This is a genomic window from Microbacterium sp. LWH13-1.2, from assembly GCF_038397735.1.
Lineage (GTDB): Bacteria > Actinomycetota > Actinomycetes > Actinomycetales > Microbacteriaceae > Microbacterium.
Genome location: NZ_CP151635.1, coordinates 2125058 through 2141131, shown reverse-complemented (window position 1 = coordinate 2141131; position 16074 = coordinate 2125058). Strand labels below are relative to the sequence as shown.

Sequence of the window (16074 nt, the reverse complement as noted above, 5' to 3'; positions counted from 1 at the left end):
CGGGGCCCTCGGGGGAGTGGGTGGCATCCGTCACGGGGTCTCGCTCTCGATCGCGTATTCGAAGAATCCGGTGTACTCGTACACGCGACCGAGCAGGGGAGCATCGATCGTCATGTTCACGTGGTGCCGCTCGCGGTCTTCGTCCCAGCGCTCGATGAGGCCGATGCGCGGACGCAGGAACCCCGGGGCGGCGATGCGTAGACGTCCGAACCGCATCCCGACCCGGCGGATGGTGAGCACGACCGCTCCGTCGCGGACGTCGATGTCGAAGGTCGTCACGACCGTGCGGTGAGGGCCGATCTCGTTGCGCAGGATCCGGTTCGCTCCGAGGGAGACGACATCGGGCATCACCCATGTGCGCCCGGGGAGCTCGAAATGACGCACGGCCACCGCCGTCCCGTCGATCGTGCGGTTCTCGATCCGGAACGGGACGTCCTGCTCCCATCCGGCGAACGCGACGCCGAGCGCCTCCGCGATGCGGAAGACGGGCCACAGCCACCGGTGCCGCGAACCCGCGCTCGTGAACACCCCGGTCCCGACTCCGACGTGGCCGTCGGGAATCGTGCGGAAGTACCAGGCCGTCTTCGGGTGGAGGTCGGAGATGCGCTCGCCGAGAGCCCGCTCGTAGGGCGACCCCTGTGCGGTGTCCGCTGCTGTCACTCCTTCACCCTATCGAGCGGCGGGGCGCAGCAGCCGATCGAGCAACGCCAGCGCCTCCTGCTGGGGCGCCGAGTCGTCGAGCAACCACTGCGTCTGCAGGCCGTCGGATGCCGCCACGATGAGTGCGGCGACGGCATCGGCATCCACGTCGTCGCGCATGCGTCCGCTCTCCTGCTGGCGTCGCACGACGTCCGCCATGTCTGCGCGCAGACGGGAGAACCGCGTCGTGGCGAAATCGCGTGCTGCGGGGTGGCCCTCTTCCAGCGCGGCCGACACCAGAGTCGAGTACAGCTGCACGAGACCCGGTACCGCGCGGTTCGTGCGGGCGGACTCGATCATGAGCTCGACCGGGGTCGCATCCGGCGGCAGGCGCTCCGGGGGCTGGCGTCCAGGGGCGTTGCTCTCCTGGTAGACCGCCACCAGCAGCTCCTCGAGAGAGCCGAAGTAGTGGGTCAGGGCGGAGTGCGTGACGCCGACGGCGCTCGCGATCGCGCGCAGGCTCGTGCGGTCGGCGCCGCGCGCGGCGAAGACCTCGATCGCCCTGTCGAGGATCTCCTGGCGTCGAGCGATCCCCTTCGCGTACGCGCCCCGCGGACGCGGGCGGTCCTCGTCGGCGCCGGCGGCGGCTGCGGCGGGGCGGTCGTCGGTCATGGGACGAGTGTAGCGAAGCGAAAACTTCCGCGCGGAGGTATTTGGTGGTAACGTGCTCGGACAGACGGGCCGATGAGCCCGCACGTCGCCGAAGACTGAAGGAGAGACCAGTGACGATCCAGACTTCCATCCAGCTGTTCACGATCAAGGACCAGCTGGAGGCCGACCTCGAAGGCTCCCTGAAAGAGGTCGCCGCGCGGGGCTTCACCGCCGTCGAGCCCTACGACTTCGTGCGCCGAGCGCAGCCGATGGCTGACGCCCTGCAGAGCGCGGGCCTCACTGCGCCCTCCGGCCACGCGTTCCTCGCGTCGCAGTCGTTCGTCAACCCCGACGGCAGCGGCACCACACTGCCTGTGCCGTCGCCCGCCGAGGTGTTCGCCGCGGCCAAGGTGCTCGGCATGGACACCGTGATCGACCCGTACACCGAGCCTGCCCGCTGGGAGTCGATCGAGCAGATCGAGGAGACGGCCCGTCTGCTCAACGAGGCTGCCGCCGTCGGTGCGAGCGTCGGCGTGCGCGTCGGCTACCACAACCACGCGCATGAGCTCGAGGCCGTGTTCGACGGAGTCACCGGACTCGAAGTGCTCGCCGGCCTGCTCGACGAGCGCGTCGTGCTCGAAGTCGACCTGTACTGGGTAGCCCGCGGCGGCGTCGACCCGGTCGCACTTCTGCAGCGTCTGGGCGACCGGGTCATCGCCGTGCACGCCAAGGACGGCACGCTCGATCCCTCGCTGCTGAGCGCCTACCCGCCCGCCGACCAAGTGCCTGCGGGCGAGGGCGCGGTCCCGCTCGTCGAGGCCATCGCCGCCGCTCCGGCCCTCGAGCTCGCGATCGTCGAGTTCGACCACTACGAGGGTGACCTGTGGGCCGCGATCGAGCGCAGCCGCGTCTACCTCGACGAGAAGGTGGCCGGCTGATGGCCATCGGCAACGGACCCGTCGGCGTCGGCATCATCGGCGCGGGCAACATCAGCGACCAGTACCTGTCGAACCTCACCACGTTCCCCGATGTGCGGGTGCTCGCCATCGGCGACCTGCTCGTGGAGCGTGCGAAGGCGCAGGCCGAGAAGTACGGCGTCCCGCGTGCGGGTGGCGTCGATGCGGTGCTGAACGACCCCGAGATCGACATCGTCGTGAACCTGACGATCCCGGCCGTCCACGTCGAGGTGTCCGAGGCGATCATCGCCGCGGGCAAGCACGTCTGGACCGAGAAGCCGATCGGTGTGAGCCGTGACGAGTCGCTGGGTCTGCTGCAGAAGGCGGATGCCGCGGGGCTCCGCGTCGGCGTCGCGCCCGACACCGTCCTCGGACCCGGGGTGCAGACCGCGAAGCGAGCGATCGCACGCGGCGACATCGGTCGGCCGTTGTTCGCCCAGACCACCTTCCAGTGGCAGGGGCCGGAGATCTTCCACCCGAACCCTGCGTTCCTGTACGCCAAGGGCGCGGGACCCCTGCTCGACATGGGGCCGTACTACGTGTCGGCGCTCGTGCACGTGTTCGGTCCCGTCGCGGCCGTCGCTGCCCTCGGACTGCAGGGCACACCGACGCGCACGGTGCAGGTCGGCGAGCTCGCAGGTCAGGAGTTCCCCGTCGAGATCCCGTCGACCTTGAGCGTGCTCATGGACTTCGAGCAGGGCGGACAGGCGCAGAGCCTGTACAGCACCGACTCGCCGCTGCTGCGCCAGGGCATCGTCGAGATCACCGGCACCGAGGGCACGATCGTGATCCCCGATCCGAACACGTTCGGCGGGCCCATCACGATCACTCGTCCGCTGTCGCGCGTCTTCGTGCCGCCGGAGCCGACCGTGCAGGACGTCGTCGACGTCGAGCAGGAGGGTGTGCTCTCGGGTCGCGGCGTCGGACTGCTCGACATGGCGCGCTCGATCGCTGCGGGCCGCCCGCACGTCGCCACCGGCGAGTTCGGGTACCACGTGCTCGACACGCTTCTGTCGATCGAGGAGGCGGCAGAGTCCCGCAGCTTCGTGAAGGTCGAGAGCACGCTCGACGAGGTCGGCGCGATCGACGCCGGCTTCGACCCGTTCGAGTCGACCCTCTGACAGACGCCGGTGTGGTGGTGAGGAGGCGCGGTCAGCGCGTCCTCGCCGCCACATGACGGTCGACGTTCGCCGGCGAGAGCACCTCGCGCGCGACCATGATCGCTGCACCGAGCACGGCCGCACGGTCACCGGCCTGCGACTGCACGATCGCGAGATGCTGCGTCGCGAGGGGGATCGAGCGTCGGTAGACGACCTCCCGCACCCCGGCGAGAAGGTGCTCGCCGGCTCGGGCGATGCTGCCGCCCAGCACGATGATCGACGGGTTGAGCAGATTGACGACCGTGGCGAGGACCTCGCCCACATCGCGACCCGCCTGTCGCGTCGCCTCGATGGCCACGGCATTGCCGGCGCGGACGAGGTCGACGACGTCGGCGGGACTGCTCGCCTCGTGCCCGCCCGCCCGCAGAGCCGTCGCCAGTGCGGCCCCGCTGGCGAGAGCCTCGAGGTCTCGCTCGTCGCCGGGTTCCCTGGCAGAGCCCGATCCGCTCGGGACCTGCACGTGCCCCATGTCTCCCGCCGAGCCCTGGGCGCCACGCTGAAGCTGGCCGCCCGCGATGATTCCTGCACCGATGCCGGTCGACACTTTGACGAAGATCAGGTCGTCGACGTGAGGCCAGGTCGTGGCATGCTCGCCGAGCGCGAGGATGTTGACGTCGTTGTCGACGAGCACCGGGACGTCGAAGGTGCGCTGCACGTAGCCGGGGACGTCGAAGCGGTCCCACCCGGGCATGATCGGCGGGTTGGTCGGTCGCCCCGTCGAGTGCTCGACAGGACCCGGAACCCCGATCCCGATGCCGAGCAGCGAGATCCCGGCGGATGCGGGGGTGTCGAGAAGGGCCGCGCCGTCGTCGAGGATCAGATCGAGCAGGCTCTCGGGTCCGTCGCCGATGTCGATCGTGCGTGTGCGGGAGTCGAGGATCATCCCGGCGAGGTCGGCTACCGCGACGGTCGCGTGCGTGGCGCCGAGATCGACGGCCAGCACCACTCCGGCCCGGGAGTTGAAGGCCAGTCGGGCGGGCGGGCGTCCACCGGTCGAGACCGCCTCTCCTGCCGGGCGCAGCAGACCGGCGGCGAGGAGCGCGTCCACTCGCAGGGCCACCGTCGAGCGGGCGAGGCCGGTGAGGGCCGCGAGCTCGGCCTTGGTGCGGGCGGTGCCGTCGCGGAGGATCTGGAAGATCTCTCCGGCACCGGGATTCGCCGCCGCGGCGGGGCGAAGTGCGTCAACCATTGCGTCAGTAAACCACAGCACTTACGTGTGTCCTCGATTGACTTCCGATTCGTTACAAAGAACTTTTGACAGGGGGCTAGCAGAAGTCCCGTGGGCTGTGTCAGACTCACCGGCATGACAACGGATGTCACAGACACCGGTCTCGGAACGATCCGAGCCGGCATCCTCGGCGGGGGATTCATGGCTCGCGTGCATCGCACCGCGGCTCGCGACGCAGGCGGCGAGCTGCGCGCCGTCGCCACCCGCTCCGCATCGGGAAGCAGGCACGCGGCGGACGAGCTCGGAGCCGGTCGCGCCGAGGCCGACGCCGCTGCGCTGCTGGACGCCCACGACATCGATGTCGTGCACATCTGCACCCCGAACGCCACCCATGCCGACCTCGCCCTCCGTGCGCTCGAGGCGGGCAAGCACGTCATCTGCGAGAAGCCGCTGGCCACGAACGCCGAAGACGCGAAGCGGCTCGTCGACCTCGCGGCGCGACGCGGCCGGGTCGCCGCCGTGCCTTTCGTCTACCGGTATCACCCGATGGTGCGCGAGGCGCGGACCCGCATCGCTCAGGGGGACCTCGGTGTGCTCCTCACGCTCGACTGCTCGTATCTGCAGGACTGGATGCTGCTCCCGACCGACGACGACTGGCGGGTGCGATCGGCGACCGGCGGTGCTTCCAGGGCGTTCGCCGACATCGGCTCGCACCTGTGCGACCTGATCGAGTTCGTGATCGGCGAGCGCATCCGGTCTCTGAGCGCCCGCACCCGTCGCGTGTTCGACGAGCGGGCAGGGCGGACGGTCGACACCGAGGACATCGTCGCGATCCTCGTCGAGACGGAATCGGGCGCGCTCGGCACGCTGCTCATCTCGCAGATGGCCGCAGGCCGCAAGAACGCGTTGACGCTCGAGCTGCACGGATCGCGGCAGAGCCTGCGCTTCGAGCAGGAACGCCCGGAAGAGCTGTGGGTCGGGATGCGGCAGGAATCGCGCGTCCTGCTGCGCGACCCTGCCACGGCCGCACCCGATTCGGCCCGTCTGCAGCGGGTCCCCGCAGGCCACGCGATGGGGTATCAGGACGCGTTCAACGGATTCATCGCCGACGTGTACGCGGCGATCGGCGGGTCGCATCCGACCGGGCTGCCGACATTCGAGGACGGATATCGATCTGCCGTGCTGACCGAGGCCGTTCTCGCCTCCGCTGCCACGGCCGGTCGCTGGACGGAGGTGGCGGCATGACCGCAGCAGTCGACACGCAGGCGGTGCTCGAGGTGTCGGGCATCCGCAAGTCGTTCTTCGGAGTCGAGGTGCTGAGGGGCATCGACTTCGACGTGCGCCCTGGCGAGGTGCATGGCCTGGTCGGTGAGAACGGGGCGGGAAAGTCCACGCTCATGAAGATCATCGCCGGCGTGCAGCCCGCCGACGAGGGCGTCGTGCGGTACCGCGGCGACGAGGTGCACCACACGCATCCTCGGCAGGCGATGGACGACGGGATCGTGACGGTCTTCCAGGAGTTCACGCTGCTTCCCGAGCGCACGGTCGCGCAGAACGTGTACCTCGGACGCGAGCCGCGCCGCGGCGGGTTCGTCGACCGCACGGCGATGGTCACCCGGACTGCGGAGCTCCTCGCGGATCTCGGTGTCTCCTTCATCGATCCGCAGGCGCGGGTCGGCTCGCTGACGGTCGCCGAGCAGCAGATCGTCGAGATCGTGAAGGCGCTGTCGTTCGAGGCACGGGTCATCTCGATGGATGAGCCCACGGCCGCGCTCAGCGACCGCGAGGTCGAGCTGCTCTACGCGATCATCCGTCGACTCACCTCTCGCGGTGTCGCGGTGATCTACGTCTCTCATCGGCTGAAGGAGATCTTCGACCTCTGCGACCGCATCACGATCCTCAAGGACGGCGCGCTCGTGTCGACCGACGCGACGGCGGACCTCACGACCGATGAGCTCGTGCGCCGCATGGTGGGTCGCTCGATCCAGTCGTACTTCCCGGATGCCGTCGACGGCACGGTCGTCGGCGAGCCGCGGCTCGAGCTCGAGGGCTGCGGCAATGCCTTCGTCGACGAGGTCTCGCTCACGCTCCGCGCGGGGGAGATCGTCGGGATCGCCGGTCTGCAGGGATCCGGGCGCACCGAGCTCGTGGAGGGCATCTTCGGGATCGACCCGTTCGTGCGGGGCAGCATGCGCGTCGACGGCGCATCCACGCGCATCACGAGTCCGCGAGCAGCGGTGAGGGCAGGACTCGCACTCGTCTCCGAAGACCGCAAGGCGCAAGGGCTGGCGCTGGGCCAGTCGGTGCTCGACAACTCGCTGCTCGTCATCCGGAGCGTGTTCTCCGCTCGCACGTCAGCGTCCCGCCGCGAGGTGCCGGGAGTGCTCAGCTCTCTTGAGATCAGCTCGCGCGGGCTCGACCAGGAGGTGCGCTTCCTGTCAGGCGGCAACCAGCAGAAGGTCGTGCTCGCGAAGTGGCTGCTCACGCAGCCGCAGATCGTGCTCTTCGACGAGCCGACCCGCGGTATCGACGTCGGTGCGAAGTACGCCGTCTACCAGCTGATGCGAGATCTCGCGGCACAGGGCAAGGCGGTGCTCATGGTCTCCAGCGAACTCCCCGAGGTGATCGGCATGAGCGACCGGATCCTCGTCATGCACGACGGCGAGCTCGTCATCGAACTGCCGGCGGGCTCCGCCGAGCACGAGATCCTCGGCGCCGCGACAGGGGCGATCCACCCGCACGATGAGACCACCGACGGAGGTGCACGATGAAGCGCGTGCGGATCGACTCGACGGTCATCGTCCTCGGCATCCTGATCCTCGCTCTGATCGTCGGTGCGATCCTCGTCGCGACCGTCGGGCGCAACTTCTTCAGTGCGGGCAACATCCGCGACATCCTCACCGGGATGAGCGTGCTCGGACTCGTCGCGATCGGTCAGACGCTCGTGGTGCTCGGCGCCTCGCTCGACCTCTCGGTCACCTACGTCATCAGCCTCTCGAGTCTGCTGGCCGCCACGATCATGAACGGGAGCCCAGGCAACATCCCCGCGGCGGTCGCGGTCACCCTGCTCGTCTGCGCCGGGATAGGCCTCATCAACGGCCTCATCGTCACGGTGCTCAAGGTGAACGGATTCATCGCGACCCTCGGCGTCGGCCTCATTCTGCAGGGCATCCTCAACACCAACTTCGAGGGCTCGTCCGGCAACGTGCCGTGGGAGTTCCAGCTGATCGGCGCCACCGGCGTCGGACCGATTCCCGTGTCGACCATCATCATGGTCGCGCTCGCCGTGGTCGTGTGGTTCCTGCTGAACCGCACCCGCACCGGTGCCCACCTGTACGCCGTCGGCGGGGATCCTGACATCGCCCGGCTGTCGGGGGTGCGCACCCGGCCGCCGCTGATCGCGGCCCATGTGCTGTGCTCCGTCTTCGCAGGGCTCGCGGGGCTGCTGCTCGCCAGCAGGCTCGGTGTCGGCAGCCCGACCGTCGGCCAGCAGGGCGGGTATGCGCTGCTCTCGATCGCAGCCGTCGTGCTCGGCGGCACGCTTCTGCTCGGGGGACGCGGGTCGATCTGGGGTGCGATCGGCGGTGTCGCGATCCTCGCGGTGGTCGACAGCGTGATGAGCGTCATGCAGGTGAACCCGTTCCTGAAGGACGTGGTGCGCGGCGTCGTGATCGTCGCCGCCGTCGCGGTATACAGCCGGCGAGCGATCGTCCGTCGCCGCCCGCGCTTCGGCCCAGGGGGCACGAGAACCGGGGGAGACGACGCCGCCAAGGCGGCCGAGCCCGAGATGGCGGCCGCGGCCTCCGAGCTCGCCGATACGGGCACCGCTGTGGAAGGAGGGCGCTCATGAACGCGCTGCGCTCACTCGTGAGCCCCCGGGGTGCGGTGTTCCTGCTGCTCGTGATCCTGCTCGTCGCCGTCACGATCCTCAACCCGAGCTTCGCCGAACCCGGCCAGTTCATGCGATTCATCCAGAGAGTGGCTCCGATCGCGATCGTCGCGATCGGCCAGTACTTCGTCATCATCGCCGGAGAGTTCGACCTGTCGCAGGGCTCGCTGATCACCGCGCAGGTGATCGTCGCGGGCAATCTCGTCGGGCAGGACGACTCGCGCACGATCCCCGTCCTGCTGCTCATGATCGCGTTCGGCGCCGTGGTCGGTCTCGTCAACGGAGTGATCACGACTCTGCTCAAGGTGCCCTCCTTCATCGTCACGCTCGGCATGATGCTCGCCCTTCTCGGCGGCGTCATGTGGTGGACGGGGGGAGCCGCCACCGGCAACCCGGCAGACAGCTTCCGCGAGATCGGACGCGGTGGGATCCGCGATGTGCCCCTGCTCGAGTTCATCCCCTGGGCGGTGTTCATCCTGATCGGCTGGCTCGCGCTCGGCATCTGGATCACGAAGCGACCGCTCGGCAAGCTGCTCATCGCGGTCGGCGACAACGCCACGGCGGTCGACTTCGCCGGCGCCCGCAGCACCTGGATCACGACCCGCGCGTTCATGATCTCGTCGCTCTCCGCCACGCTCTCGGCCGTGCTGCTGGTCGGCTACGCGGGTGTGCACCCCTCCGTCGGTCGCGGCTACGAGTTCGTCGCGATCACGGCCGTCGTCCTCGGCGGGGTCGTGCTCGGCGGCGGACGGGGCTGGATCGTCGCCGCCGCTGCAGGAGCCTTCGCGCTCGAGGCCCTGTTCATGCTGCTGAACATCGCCGGCGTCCCCTCGACGCTGCGCGACGCCGTGCAGGGAGTCATCATCATCGCCGCCGTCGCCTACTCCGCCGTCGCCTTCCGTGCCCGGCGCAGGCGAGGCCCCCGCACCTCTCCCGAGCTCAGCACCTCGGAGACCGCAGGAGCCGCAGAACCCGTATCCACCGCAACATCCCGCACCATCCACACAGAAACCAGAGGAGATTAGCAATGCGACGATCAATGAGGATCGCCACCGCAGGGGTGGCTCTCTTCGGCCTCATCGCGCTCGCCGGGTGTACGACAGACCCGTCAGTGGCGCCGGCCGAATCCGACAGTCCCGACGAATCGGCCGAGACCACCGAGTGGTTCGACCAGGAGCTCTTCGACAAGCAGATGGAGGAGCGGGATGTCGAGCCGCAGGGCCCGGCGGACGAGCCCTACCTCCAGCACATCAACGCCGAGATGGTCGACACGTCCGCGTTCGCGAGCGAGGGAGCGAAGAAGGCCTGCTTCGCGAACGCGTCGATCTCGAACCCGTGGCGCCAGACCGGCTGGATCACGATGAACGAGCAGCTCAAGTCGCTGCAGGAGGCGGGCGCCATCAGCGAGATGGAGACCCGCGATGCGCAGGACTCCGATGACACGCAGATCGCCGACATCGACTACTTCATCGCCGAGGGCGGCTGCGACGTCTTCCTCATCTCGCCGAACAGCACGGCGGCGATGACGCCGGCCGTCGAGCGGGCGTGTGAGACAGGCAAGCCGGTCATCGTGTTCGACCGCGGCGTGAACACCGACTGCCCCGTCACTTTCATCCACCCGATCGGCGGATTCGCGTGGGGCATCGACACCGCCGAATTCCTCATCGACAACCTCGAAGAGGGAGACAAGGTCGTGGCGCTGCGCATCCTCCCCGGTGTCGATGTGCTCGAGCACCGGTGGGCTGCCGCTGAGAAGCTCTTCGACGAGGCGGGCATCGAGGCCGTGGACTACTTCACGGGTGCCGACCCCGCCGAGATCAAGAGCATCATCAGCGACGAGCTCGCCAAGGGTGACGTGCAGGGCATCTGGATGGATGCCGGTGACGGCGCGGTCGCGGCGATCGAGGCATTCGAGGATGCCGGTGCCGACTACCCGGTCATGACCGGTGAAGACGAGATGAGCTTCCTGCGGAAGTGGAAGGAGACGGGTCTCACCGGTCTCGCGCCGGTGTACTCGAACTTCCAGTGGCGCACGCCGCTGCTCGCCGCGCAGATGGTCTTCGCGGGTGAAGAGGTGCCGAAGGAGTGGGTGCTGCCGCAGAAGCCGATCACCGAGGCGGAGCTCGACGGCTACCTCGAGGCCAATGACGGGATGCCCGACGGCCACTACGCCAAGTTCGGCGGAGAGGATCTTCCCGGCTACCCGACGGTCTGGCAGGAACGTCAGATCCCGTAACCCGCAGTGACGCTCCCGCCCTTCCCTCCGCACGCCCGCGGATGGGAGGGTGGGAGCACACGCGTCATCCCCGAAGGAGCAGGATGCCTCGCACGATCGCCGTCAACACCTGGGTGTGGACGTCTCCGTTGACCGATGCGACTCTCGAGCCCCTCGCGCGGAAGGCCGCGGAGATGGGCTACCAGGCGCTGGAGCTGCCGCTCGAGAACGTCGGCGACTGGGATCCCGGGCGCACCCGCGAGGTCCTGGACGGACTCGGACTCGGCGCGATCGTGGTCGGGGCGATGGGCCCCGGCAGGTCACTGCTCGCGAGAGCGGGAGACGTGGCCGGGACGCAGGACTATCTGCGATCGTGCATCGACGCGGCCCTCACTCTCGGGTCGGATGTCGTCGCCGGCCCGTTCTACGCACCGACCGGCGTGACCTGGCGGATGACACCCGACGAGCGCACGGAGGTCGTGCGCGAGTTGCGCGACAATCTCCGCCCCGTGGCCGAGGAGGCCGCGTCCCGGGGCATCGCGCTGGCGGTCGAGCCGCTCAATCGGTATGAGACCAGCGTGCTGAACACCGTCGAGCAGAGTCTGGATGCCCTCGAGCCTCTGCTCGGTGCCGGCGTCGGGCTCGCTCTCGACACCTACCACCTCAACATCGAGGAGAAGAAGCCCGCTGACGCCGTCCGGGCCGCGGGCTCGTCGATCTCCCATGTGCAGGTGTGCGGCAGCGATCGGGGAGCGGTCGGCGACGATCACATCGATTGGCCGGAGATGCTGAGGGCCCTCGACGATGCGGGCTACGGCGGACCGCTCGGCCTCGAGAGCTTCACCGGCGAGAACGCGACGATCGCGGTCGCCGCATCCGTCTGGCGTCCCCTCGCACCGAGTCAGGACGAGCTCGCCCGCCGCAGCATCCACGCGCTCAGGGCGCTCGGCGCCTGACACCGTCACGCGATACGAAGGAGTGTCCATGACCACGCACCCCGTCACGTTGTTCACCGGACAGTGGGCCGACCTGCCGTTCGAGGAGGTGGCCCGACTCGCGGCCGAATGGGGCTACGACGGCCTCGAGGTCGCGGCCTCGGGCGATCACCTCGATCTGCGGCGGGCTGAGGAGGACGACGCCTACGTCGCCTCCCGACTCGAGATCCTCGACAGGCATGGGCTGAAGATCTTCGCGATCTCGAACCACCTCGCCGGTCAGGCGGTCTGCGATGCGCCGATCGATTTCCGTCATGAGGCGATCCTGCGCGAGTACGTGTGGGGAGACGGCGATCCCGAGGGCGTGCGCACCCGTGCAGCGGACGACATGAAGAGGGCGGCGCGCGTGGCACGCAAGCTCGGCATCGACACGGTCGTCGGGTTCACCGGCTCATCGATCTGGCCCTATGTGGCGATGTTCCCGCCGGTGCCGGCATCGGTCATCGAGAGCGGCTTCGAGGATTTCGCCGCCCGCTGGAACCCGATCCTCGACGTGTTCGACGGCGAGGGCGTGCGCTTCGCCCACGAGGTGCACCCTGGCGAGATCGCCTACGACTACTGGTCGTCGGTGCGTGCCCTGGAAGCGATCGATCACCGGAAGACGTTCGGATTCAACTGGGACCCGTCGCACATGATGTGGCAGAACATCGACCCGGTCGGGTTCATCGTCGACTTCGCCGACCGGATCTACCACGTCGACTGCAAGGACACCCGGATGCGCCCTCACAACGGTCGTGCCGGAGTGCTCGGTTCGCACCTGCCGTGGGGCGACCCGCGCCGCGGCTGGGACTTCGTCTCGACAGGTCACGGCGACGTGCCGTGGGAAGACGCGTTCCGCGCCCTCGAGGCGATCGGCTATGCCGGACCCATCTCGATCGAATGGGAGGATGCCGGTATGGATCGGCTGCACGGAGCACCCGAGGCCCTCCACTACGTGCGGTCGCTGCTGTGGCCCGCGCCCTCGGCATCCTTCGATGCCGCCTTCAGCAACCAGGAGACCGGAGCCCCCTCATGACCATCCAGCACACTGTCGTCTTCCGCCTGGTGCACGAGGCGGGTTCGGCGGAGGAACGCGAGTTCCTCGCCACCGGACGGGCGGTGCTCACATCGATCCCCGGGGTCGAAGATTTCACGATCCGCAGGCAGGTGAGTCCGAAGAGCGACCTGGAGCACCAGTTCTCGATGGTGTTCCAGGACGTCAGTGCCTACCGGGCGTACAACGAGCACCCCGCGCACACCGCGTTCGTGTCGGAGCGATGGGTCCCCGAGGTGGCGGCGTTCCAGGAGTACGACTTCGAGGCGTGAGCTGCGCGAGACCCGACCTCGGTCAGGAGGCCGAGTCGCGCAGCTTCACCAGGCGTTCGTGTCCGGTCTCCTCGAGCTCGGCGATGTTCTCGCGCGACTTCAGGAAGTCCGAGAACGACCGGTAGCCGAGAGCCTTCTCGCTGAAGGAGGGATCCATGCGTCGCATGTGGGTCTTCACGGCCGAGCTGTGCAGCCACTCGTCGGCATCGGTCTTGTCGTGGCCCAGTCGCAGCGCCCGCTGCAGCAGTTCGGTCGCCTCGCCCTGCTCGGTGCCGTCGTTCAGGTCTTCGGCCTTCACGGGCGCCGGCGCTGCGGCCTTCGCCTTGGTGGTCTTGGCCGGCTGCCTGGACTTGGCCTTCACCGCGGGCTCGGGCTCTGCGACCGGCTCGGGGACCTCCACGGCCGCGGGAGCGGCGGCAGTGGGCTTGGTCGGTCGCACGACGCCCGGAAGCGAGTCGTACGCCTCGAACTCGTCGCACGCGGCGGCCAGCGACTTGGCGGTGGAGCCGGCGACGCCCACGCCGATGACGTAGCGGCCCAGGCGCTTGCAGCGCTGCGCGAGCGGCACGTAGTCGCTGTCTCCGGCGACGATCACGACGTGGGTGAGGTCGGGCAGACGGAACATGTCCTCGACGGCGTCGACGGCCAGTCGGATGTCGGCACCGTTCTTCGCATAGGCGGCGGCGGGGAACAGCTGCACGAGGTCGACCGCACGTGCGACGAGTTGAGAGCGGTACACCGCGTTCACCGGAGACGACCAGTCGGCGTAGGCGCGGGTGAGCACGAGAGTGCCGAACGAGGCGGCGTAGTCGATGATCGCGCCGACCTCGATCATCGCGCGGGCCAGCCGCTCGGTGACCTCGGGGTCGGAGGGGTTCTCGGTGATGCGCTGACGGTCCTTGCCGTAGGCGTTGCGTCCGTGCACCCGGTCGTACCAGGAGATGACGATGTTGTCGAAGTCGAGATAGACGGCGACGCGCGCGTCGTGTGCCTCAGCCATTGGTGTCTCCTTCGCCCGGGTACCGCACGCCGATCTGGGCGCGGATCTCGTCGAGGGTGCCCATGATGGCGACGCTCTCGGCGATCGGCAGGATGTCGCCCTCGAGCAGGCCCTCGCGCACGAGCCGCTCGGCGGCATGCGCCTGGTACTCCATGCCGCGGCCCGCGACGTCGGAGGAATACTCCTCGACGACGGTGCCGTCGGGAAGGACCACACGGAACGTCGTCGGGGCGTACCAGACCTGGTCGATGTCGATGCGCGCCTTCGTGCCGATGATGCTCGCGGCGTTCGGGCCGGCCGCCCTCGACGACGACAGGGTCGTCGAGATCGCCCCACCCTCGTGCGTCATGATCGTCGCGACCTCGGCATCTGCGCCGGTCTCGATCAGGCGGGCGACCGACTGGATGCTCGCCGGGGCACCGAGGATGTCCCACACGAACGAGATCGGGTAGATCCCGAGGTCGAGCAGCGCGCCGCCGCCGAGCTCGAGCGCGTTCAGCCGGTGCGCGGGGTCGGAGGGCAGGAGCTGCGTGTGGTCGGCGCTGACGGCGCGGATCTCGCCCAGGGTTCCCGCGGCGATGATCTCGCGGATACGGACCATGTGCGGCAGATAGCGCGTCCACATCGCCTCCATCGCGAGGAGTCCTCGTTCGGCCGCCAGGCGGTGCAGGTCTTCCGCCTCGCCCCTGTTGAGGGTGAAGGCCTTCTCGACGAGGACGTGCTTGCCCGCCTCGAGAGCCAGGCGCGCGCCCTCGTGGTGCATCGGGTGCGGTGTGGAGACGTAGATGATGTCGACATCGGGGTCGGCGACGAGCGCCGCGTACGAGGGATGCGCGCGGGCGATGTCGAAGCGGGCCGCGAAGGCATCGGCCGATTCCTGCGAGCGAGAGCCGACCGCGACGAGATCGAGCCCGGCGGTGCGCAGATCGGATGCGAACGCGGCGGCGATGCCGCCGGTCGCGAGGATTCCCCAACGAAGACCAGTCATGGTCTCAGCGTAGAGGGTGCGGCCGACAGCCGTGACGATCAGGCGAGAGCTGCGAGCGTGCGCTGCGGCACGAGAGGGAAGACCTGCTCGGCGATCCGCTCGAGCTCCTCGTCGAGCGGCGACGCCTGGATCAGCAGCAGCGTGATCCCGGCATCCGCGTAGTCGTGGATGCGCTCGGCGACCTGCGCGGCCGTGCCCACGAGGTTCGGGCGGAGCCCCCTGGTGCCGACCGAGTATTCACGGCGGGTGAGCTCGAGCGACAGCTTCGAGTTGCGCTGGAACTCCTCGAACGACGCGTACCCGGGGGAGTCGGGGTCGACGGTCGTGATGCGGTCGAGCTCGCGCCGCGCCTCGGCCTCGGTGTCTCGGACGATCACATATGCCGGCATCCCGAATTCGGCGATCGGGCGACCGTGCAGCCGCTCGGAGCGCGCGTTCATGTCGGTCACGTTGGCGCGAACCTCGTCGAGGGTGCCGCCGTGCATGACGTAGGCGTCGGCGAAGCCGGCGATCGACTCGCGCCCCGCCTCGCTCTCGCCACCGGCGAAGATCACGGGGTGACTCGACGGCTTCGGCTCGACGATCGTCCCGTCGAGGGCGTAGTGCGCACCCTGGAACGAGTACGGCGTCTGCTGCCACAGGCCGTTCAGCACCGTCACGAACTCCTCGGCCTGCACGTAGCGCTCGTCATGTGTCGTGAAGTGTCCGCCGAACTGTCGGGCCTCCTCCGCCCACCACGCGGCGACGACGTTGAGGGAGACGCGACCGGGGGCGATCTGATCCAGGGTCCCGACCGTCTTCGCGAGCACGGCCGGAAGGTGGAAGCCCGGGCGCACGGCGGTCATGACGCGCAGGCGCTCGGTGACGGCGAGGATGGCGGCCGACAGCGACCAGGCCTCGAGGCTCGGTGCATCGGTGCCCTTGCGGTCGTTGAGGTAGAGCTCCGGCACGAGCGTGGTGTGGAACCCGAGGCGGTCGGCCTTCACCGACACCTCGCGGATGTACTCCCAGGTGGCAGCCATCCGGCCCTCGTCGGTGACGTTGCGCAGGAACCCGCCGTAGACGGGGGTCCAGTATCCGAGGTCGATTGCCATGAGAGCTCCTTCTG

At 68.8% G+C, this 16074-nt stretch carries 16 protein-coding genes; 10 read left to right on the top strand and 6 right to left on the bottom strand.

Translation table 11 applies throughout. The features are described from left to right. Window positions 1-30: 30 nt before the first annotated feature. Together MRBLWH13_RS10175 and MRBLWH13_RS10170 are read right to left on the bottom strand one after the other, a co-directional pair. On the bottom strand, window positions 31-660 hold the full coding sequence (locus MRBLWH13_RS10175; protein WP_341954850.1) for a DUF4166 domain-containing protein: 630 nt from the start codon (window positions 658-660) through the stop codon (window positions 31-33). 9 nt (window positions 661-669) lie between these two features. Continuing rightward, the gene (locus MRBLWH13_RS10170; RefSeq protein ID WP_341954848.1) at window positions 670-1311 is read right to left on the bottom strand and encodes a TetR family transcriptional regulator; all 642 of its coding nucleotides are present in this window, start codon (window positions 1309-1311) and stop codon (window positions 670-672) included. Between the two features lie 110 nt (window positions 1312-1421). On the opposite strand from MRBLWH13_RS10170, the gene MRBLWH13_RS10165 reads away from it, so the two are divergent. Then, window positions 1422-2228 (top strand): sugar phosphate isomerase/epimerase, encoded by an 807-nt coding sequence (locus MRBLWH13_RS10165; RefSeq protein WP_341954846.1) that lies wholly within the window; start codon window positions 1422-1424, stop codon window positions 2226-2228. Beyond that, window positions 2228-3367, top strand: a complete 1140-nt coding sequence (locus MRBLWH13_RS10160) for a Gfo/Idh/MocA family oxidoreductase (protein ID WP_341954844.1) — start codon at window positions 2228-2230, stop codon at window positions 3365-3367. Before MRBLWH13_RS10165 ends, MRBLWH13_RS10160 begins: the two co-directional genes overlap by 1 nt. 31 nt (window positions 3368-3398) lie before the next feature. On the opposite strand, the gene MRBLWH13_RS10155 is transcribed toward MRBLWH13_RS10160, so the two are convergent. Further along, window positions 3399-4595 (bottom strand): ROK family protein, encoded by a 1197-nt coding sequence (locus MRBLWH13_RS10155; protein ID WP_341954842.1) that lies wholly within the window; start codon window positions 4593-4595, stop codon window positions 3399-3401. Window positions 4596-4709: 114 nt separating this feature from the next. Here MRBLWH13_RS10155 and MRBLWH13_RS10150 point away from each other — a divergent pair, with 114 nt between their 5' ends. The 8 genes from MRBLWH13_RS10150 to MRBLWH13_RS10115 all read left to right on the top strand — a co-directional run bounded on the left by MRBLWH13_RS10150 (window position 4710) and on the right by MRBLWH13_RS10115 (window position 12978). Beyond that, window positions 4710-5819: a Gfo/Idh/MocA family oxidoreductase gene (locus MRBLWH13_RS10150; protein WP_341954840.1), complete on the top strand. Its 1110-nt coding sequence runs from the start codon at window positions 4710-4712 to the stop codon at window positions 5817-5819. Then, entirely contained in the window at window positions 5816-7345 is a 1530-nt protein-coding gene (locus MRBLWH13_RS10145; protein ID WP_341954836.1) for a sugar ABC transporter ATP-binding protein, read from the top strand. Before MRBLWH13_RS10150 ends, MRBLWH13_RS10145 begins: the two co-directional genes overlap by 4 nt. Continuing rightward, a complete protein-coding gene (locus MRBLWH13_RS10140) occupies window positions 7342-8424 on the top strand; it encodes an ABC transporter permease (protein ID WP_056513630.1) in 1083 nt (360 codons plus the stop codon). The genes MRBLWH13_RS10145 and MRBLWH13_RS10140 overlap by 4 nt, the downstream gene beginning before the upstream one ends. After that, entirely contained in the window at window positions 8421-9488 is a 1068-nt protein-coding gene (locus MRBLWH13_RS10135) for an ABC transporter permease (protein WP_341954830.1), read from the top strand. Before MRBLWH13_RS10140 ends, MRBLWH13_RS10135 begins: the two co-directional genes overlap by 4 nt. 2 nt (window positions 9489-9490) lie before the next feature. Beyond that, window positions 9491-10699, top strand: a complete 1209-nt coding sequence (locus MRBLWH13_RS10130; RefSeq protein WP_341954828.1) for a substrate-binding domain-containing protein — start codon at window positions 9491-9493, stop codon at window positions 10697-10699. 83 nt (window positions 10700-10782) lie between these two features. Continuing rightward, on the top strand, window positions 10783-11634 hold the full coding sequence (locus MRBLWH13_RS10125) for a sugar phosphate isomerase/epimerase (RefSeq protein WP_341954826.1): 852 nt from the start codon (window positions 10783-10785) through the stop codon (window positions 11632-11634). Window positions 11635-11662: 28 nt separating this feature from the next. Continuing rightward, window positions 11663-12688, top strand: coding sequence for a sugar phosphate isomerase/epimerase family protein (locus MRBLWH13_RS10120; RefSeq protein WP_341954824.1), 1026 nt, complete (start codon window positions 11663-11665; stop codon window positions 12686-12688). After that, window positions 12685-12978 carry a Dabb family protein gene (locus MRBLWH13_RS10115; protein WP_341954822.1) on the top strand — a complete coding sequence of 98 codons (294 nt, stop codon included), beginning with the start codon at window positions 12685-12687 and terminating at the stop codon, window positions 12976-12978. The genes MRBLWH13_RS10120 and MRBLWH13_RS10115 overlap by 4 nt, the downstream gene beginning before the upstream one ends. Window positions 12979-13000: 22 nt before the next feature. Here the strand turns inward: MRBLWH13_RS10115 and MRBLWH13_RS10110 are convergent, their stop codons facing one another. The 3 genes from MRBLWH13_RS10110 to MRBLWH13_RS10100 are packed head-to-tail and all read right to left on the bottom strand — an operon-like array spanning window position 13001 to window position 16060. Further along, a complete protein-coding gene (locus tag MRBLWH13_RS10110) occupies window positions 13001-13978 on the bottom strand; it encodes an NYN domain-containing protein (RefSeq protein WP_341954820.1) in 978 nt (325 codons plus the stop codon). Continuing rightward, window positions 13971-14966, bottom strand: coding sequence for a Gfo/Idh/MocA family oxidoreductase (locus MRBLWH13_RS10105; protein WP_341954818.1), 996 nt, complete (start codon window positions 14964-14966; stop codon window positions 13971-13973). The genes MRBLWH13_RS10110 and MRBLWH13_RS10105 overlap by 8 nt, the downstream gene beginning before the upstream one ends. 38 nt (window positions 14967-15004) lie before the next feature. After that, the gene (locus MRBLWH13_RS10100; RefSeq protein ID WP_341954816.1) at window positions 15005-16060 is read right to left on the bottom strand and encodes an LLM class flavin-dependent oxidoreductase; all 1056 of its coding nucleotides are present in this window, start codon (window positions 16058-16060) and stop codon (window positions 15005-15007) included. Window positions 16061-16074: the final 14 nt, after the last annotated feature.

Excerpts from the sequence above, each read along its gene's own strand:
- MRBLWH13_RS10170 (WP_341954848.1), bottom strand. The coding sequence starts at position 1,311 with ATGACCGACGACCGCCCCGCCGCAGCCGCCGCCGGCGCCGACGAGGAC.
- MRBLWH13_RS10160 (WP_341954844.1), top strand. The coding sequence starts at position 2,228 with ATGGCCATCGGCAACGGACCCGTCGGCGTCGGCATCATCGGCGCGGGC.
- MRBLWH13_RS10155 (WP_341954842.1), bottom strand. The coding sequence starts at position 4,595 with ATGGTTGACGCACTTCGCCCCGCCGCGGCGGCGAATCCCGGTGCCGGA.
- MRBLWH13_RS10150 (WP_341954840.1), top strand. The coding sequence starts at position 4,710 with ATGACAACGGATGTCACAGACACCGGTCTCGGAACGATCCGAGCCGGC.
- MRBLWH13_RS10145 (WP_341954836.1), top strand. The coding sequence starts at position 5,816 with ATGACCGCAGCAGTCGACACGCAGGCGGTGCTCGAGGTGTCGGGCATC.
- MRBLWH13_RS10140 (WP_056513630.1), top strand. The coding sequence starts at position 7,342 with ATGAAGCGCGTGCGGATCGACTCGACGGTCATCGTCCTCGGCATCCTG.
- MRBLWH13_RS10135 (WP_341954830.1), top strand. The coding sequence starts at position 8,421 with ATGAACGCGCTGCGCTCACTCGTGAGCCCCCGGGGTGCGGTGTTCCTG.
- MRBLWH13_RS10130 (WP_341954828.1), top strand. The coding sequence starts at position 9,491 with ATGCGACGATCAATGAGGATCGCCACCGCAGGGGTGGCTCTCTTCGGC.
- MRBLWH13_RS10125 (WP_341954826.1), top strand. The coding sequence starts at position 10,783 with ATGCCTCGCACGATCGCCGTCAACACCTGGGTGTGGACGTCTCCGTTG.
- MRBLWH13_RS10120 (WP_341954824.1), top strand. The coding sequence starts at position 11,663 with ATGACCACGCACCCCGTCACGTTGTTCACCGGACAGTGGGCCGACCTG.
- MRBLWH13_RS10115 (WP_341954822.1), top strand. The coding sequence starts at position 12,685 with ATGACCATCCAGCACACTGTCGTCTTCCGCCTGGTGCACGAGGCGGGT.
- MRBLWH13_RS10110 (WP_341954820.1), bottom strand. The coding sequence starts at position 13,978 with ATGGCTGAGGCACACGACGCGCGCGTCGCCGTCTATCTCGACTTCGAC.
- MRBLWH13_RS10105 (WP_341954818.1), bottom strand. The coding sequence starts at position 14,966 with ATGACTGGTCTTCGTTGGGGAATCCTCGCGACCGGCGGCATCGCCGCC.
- MRBLWH13_RS10100 (WP_341954816.1), bottom strand. The coding sequence starts at position 16,060 with ATGGCAATCGACCTCGGATACTGGACCCCCGTCTACGGCGGGTTCCTG.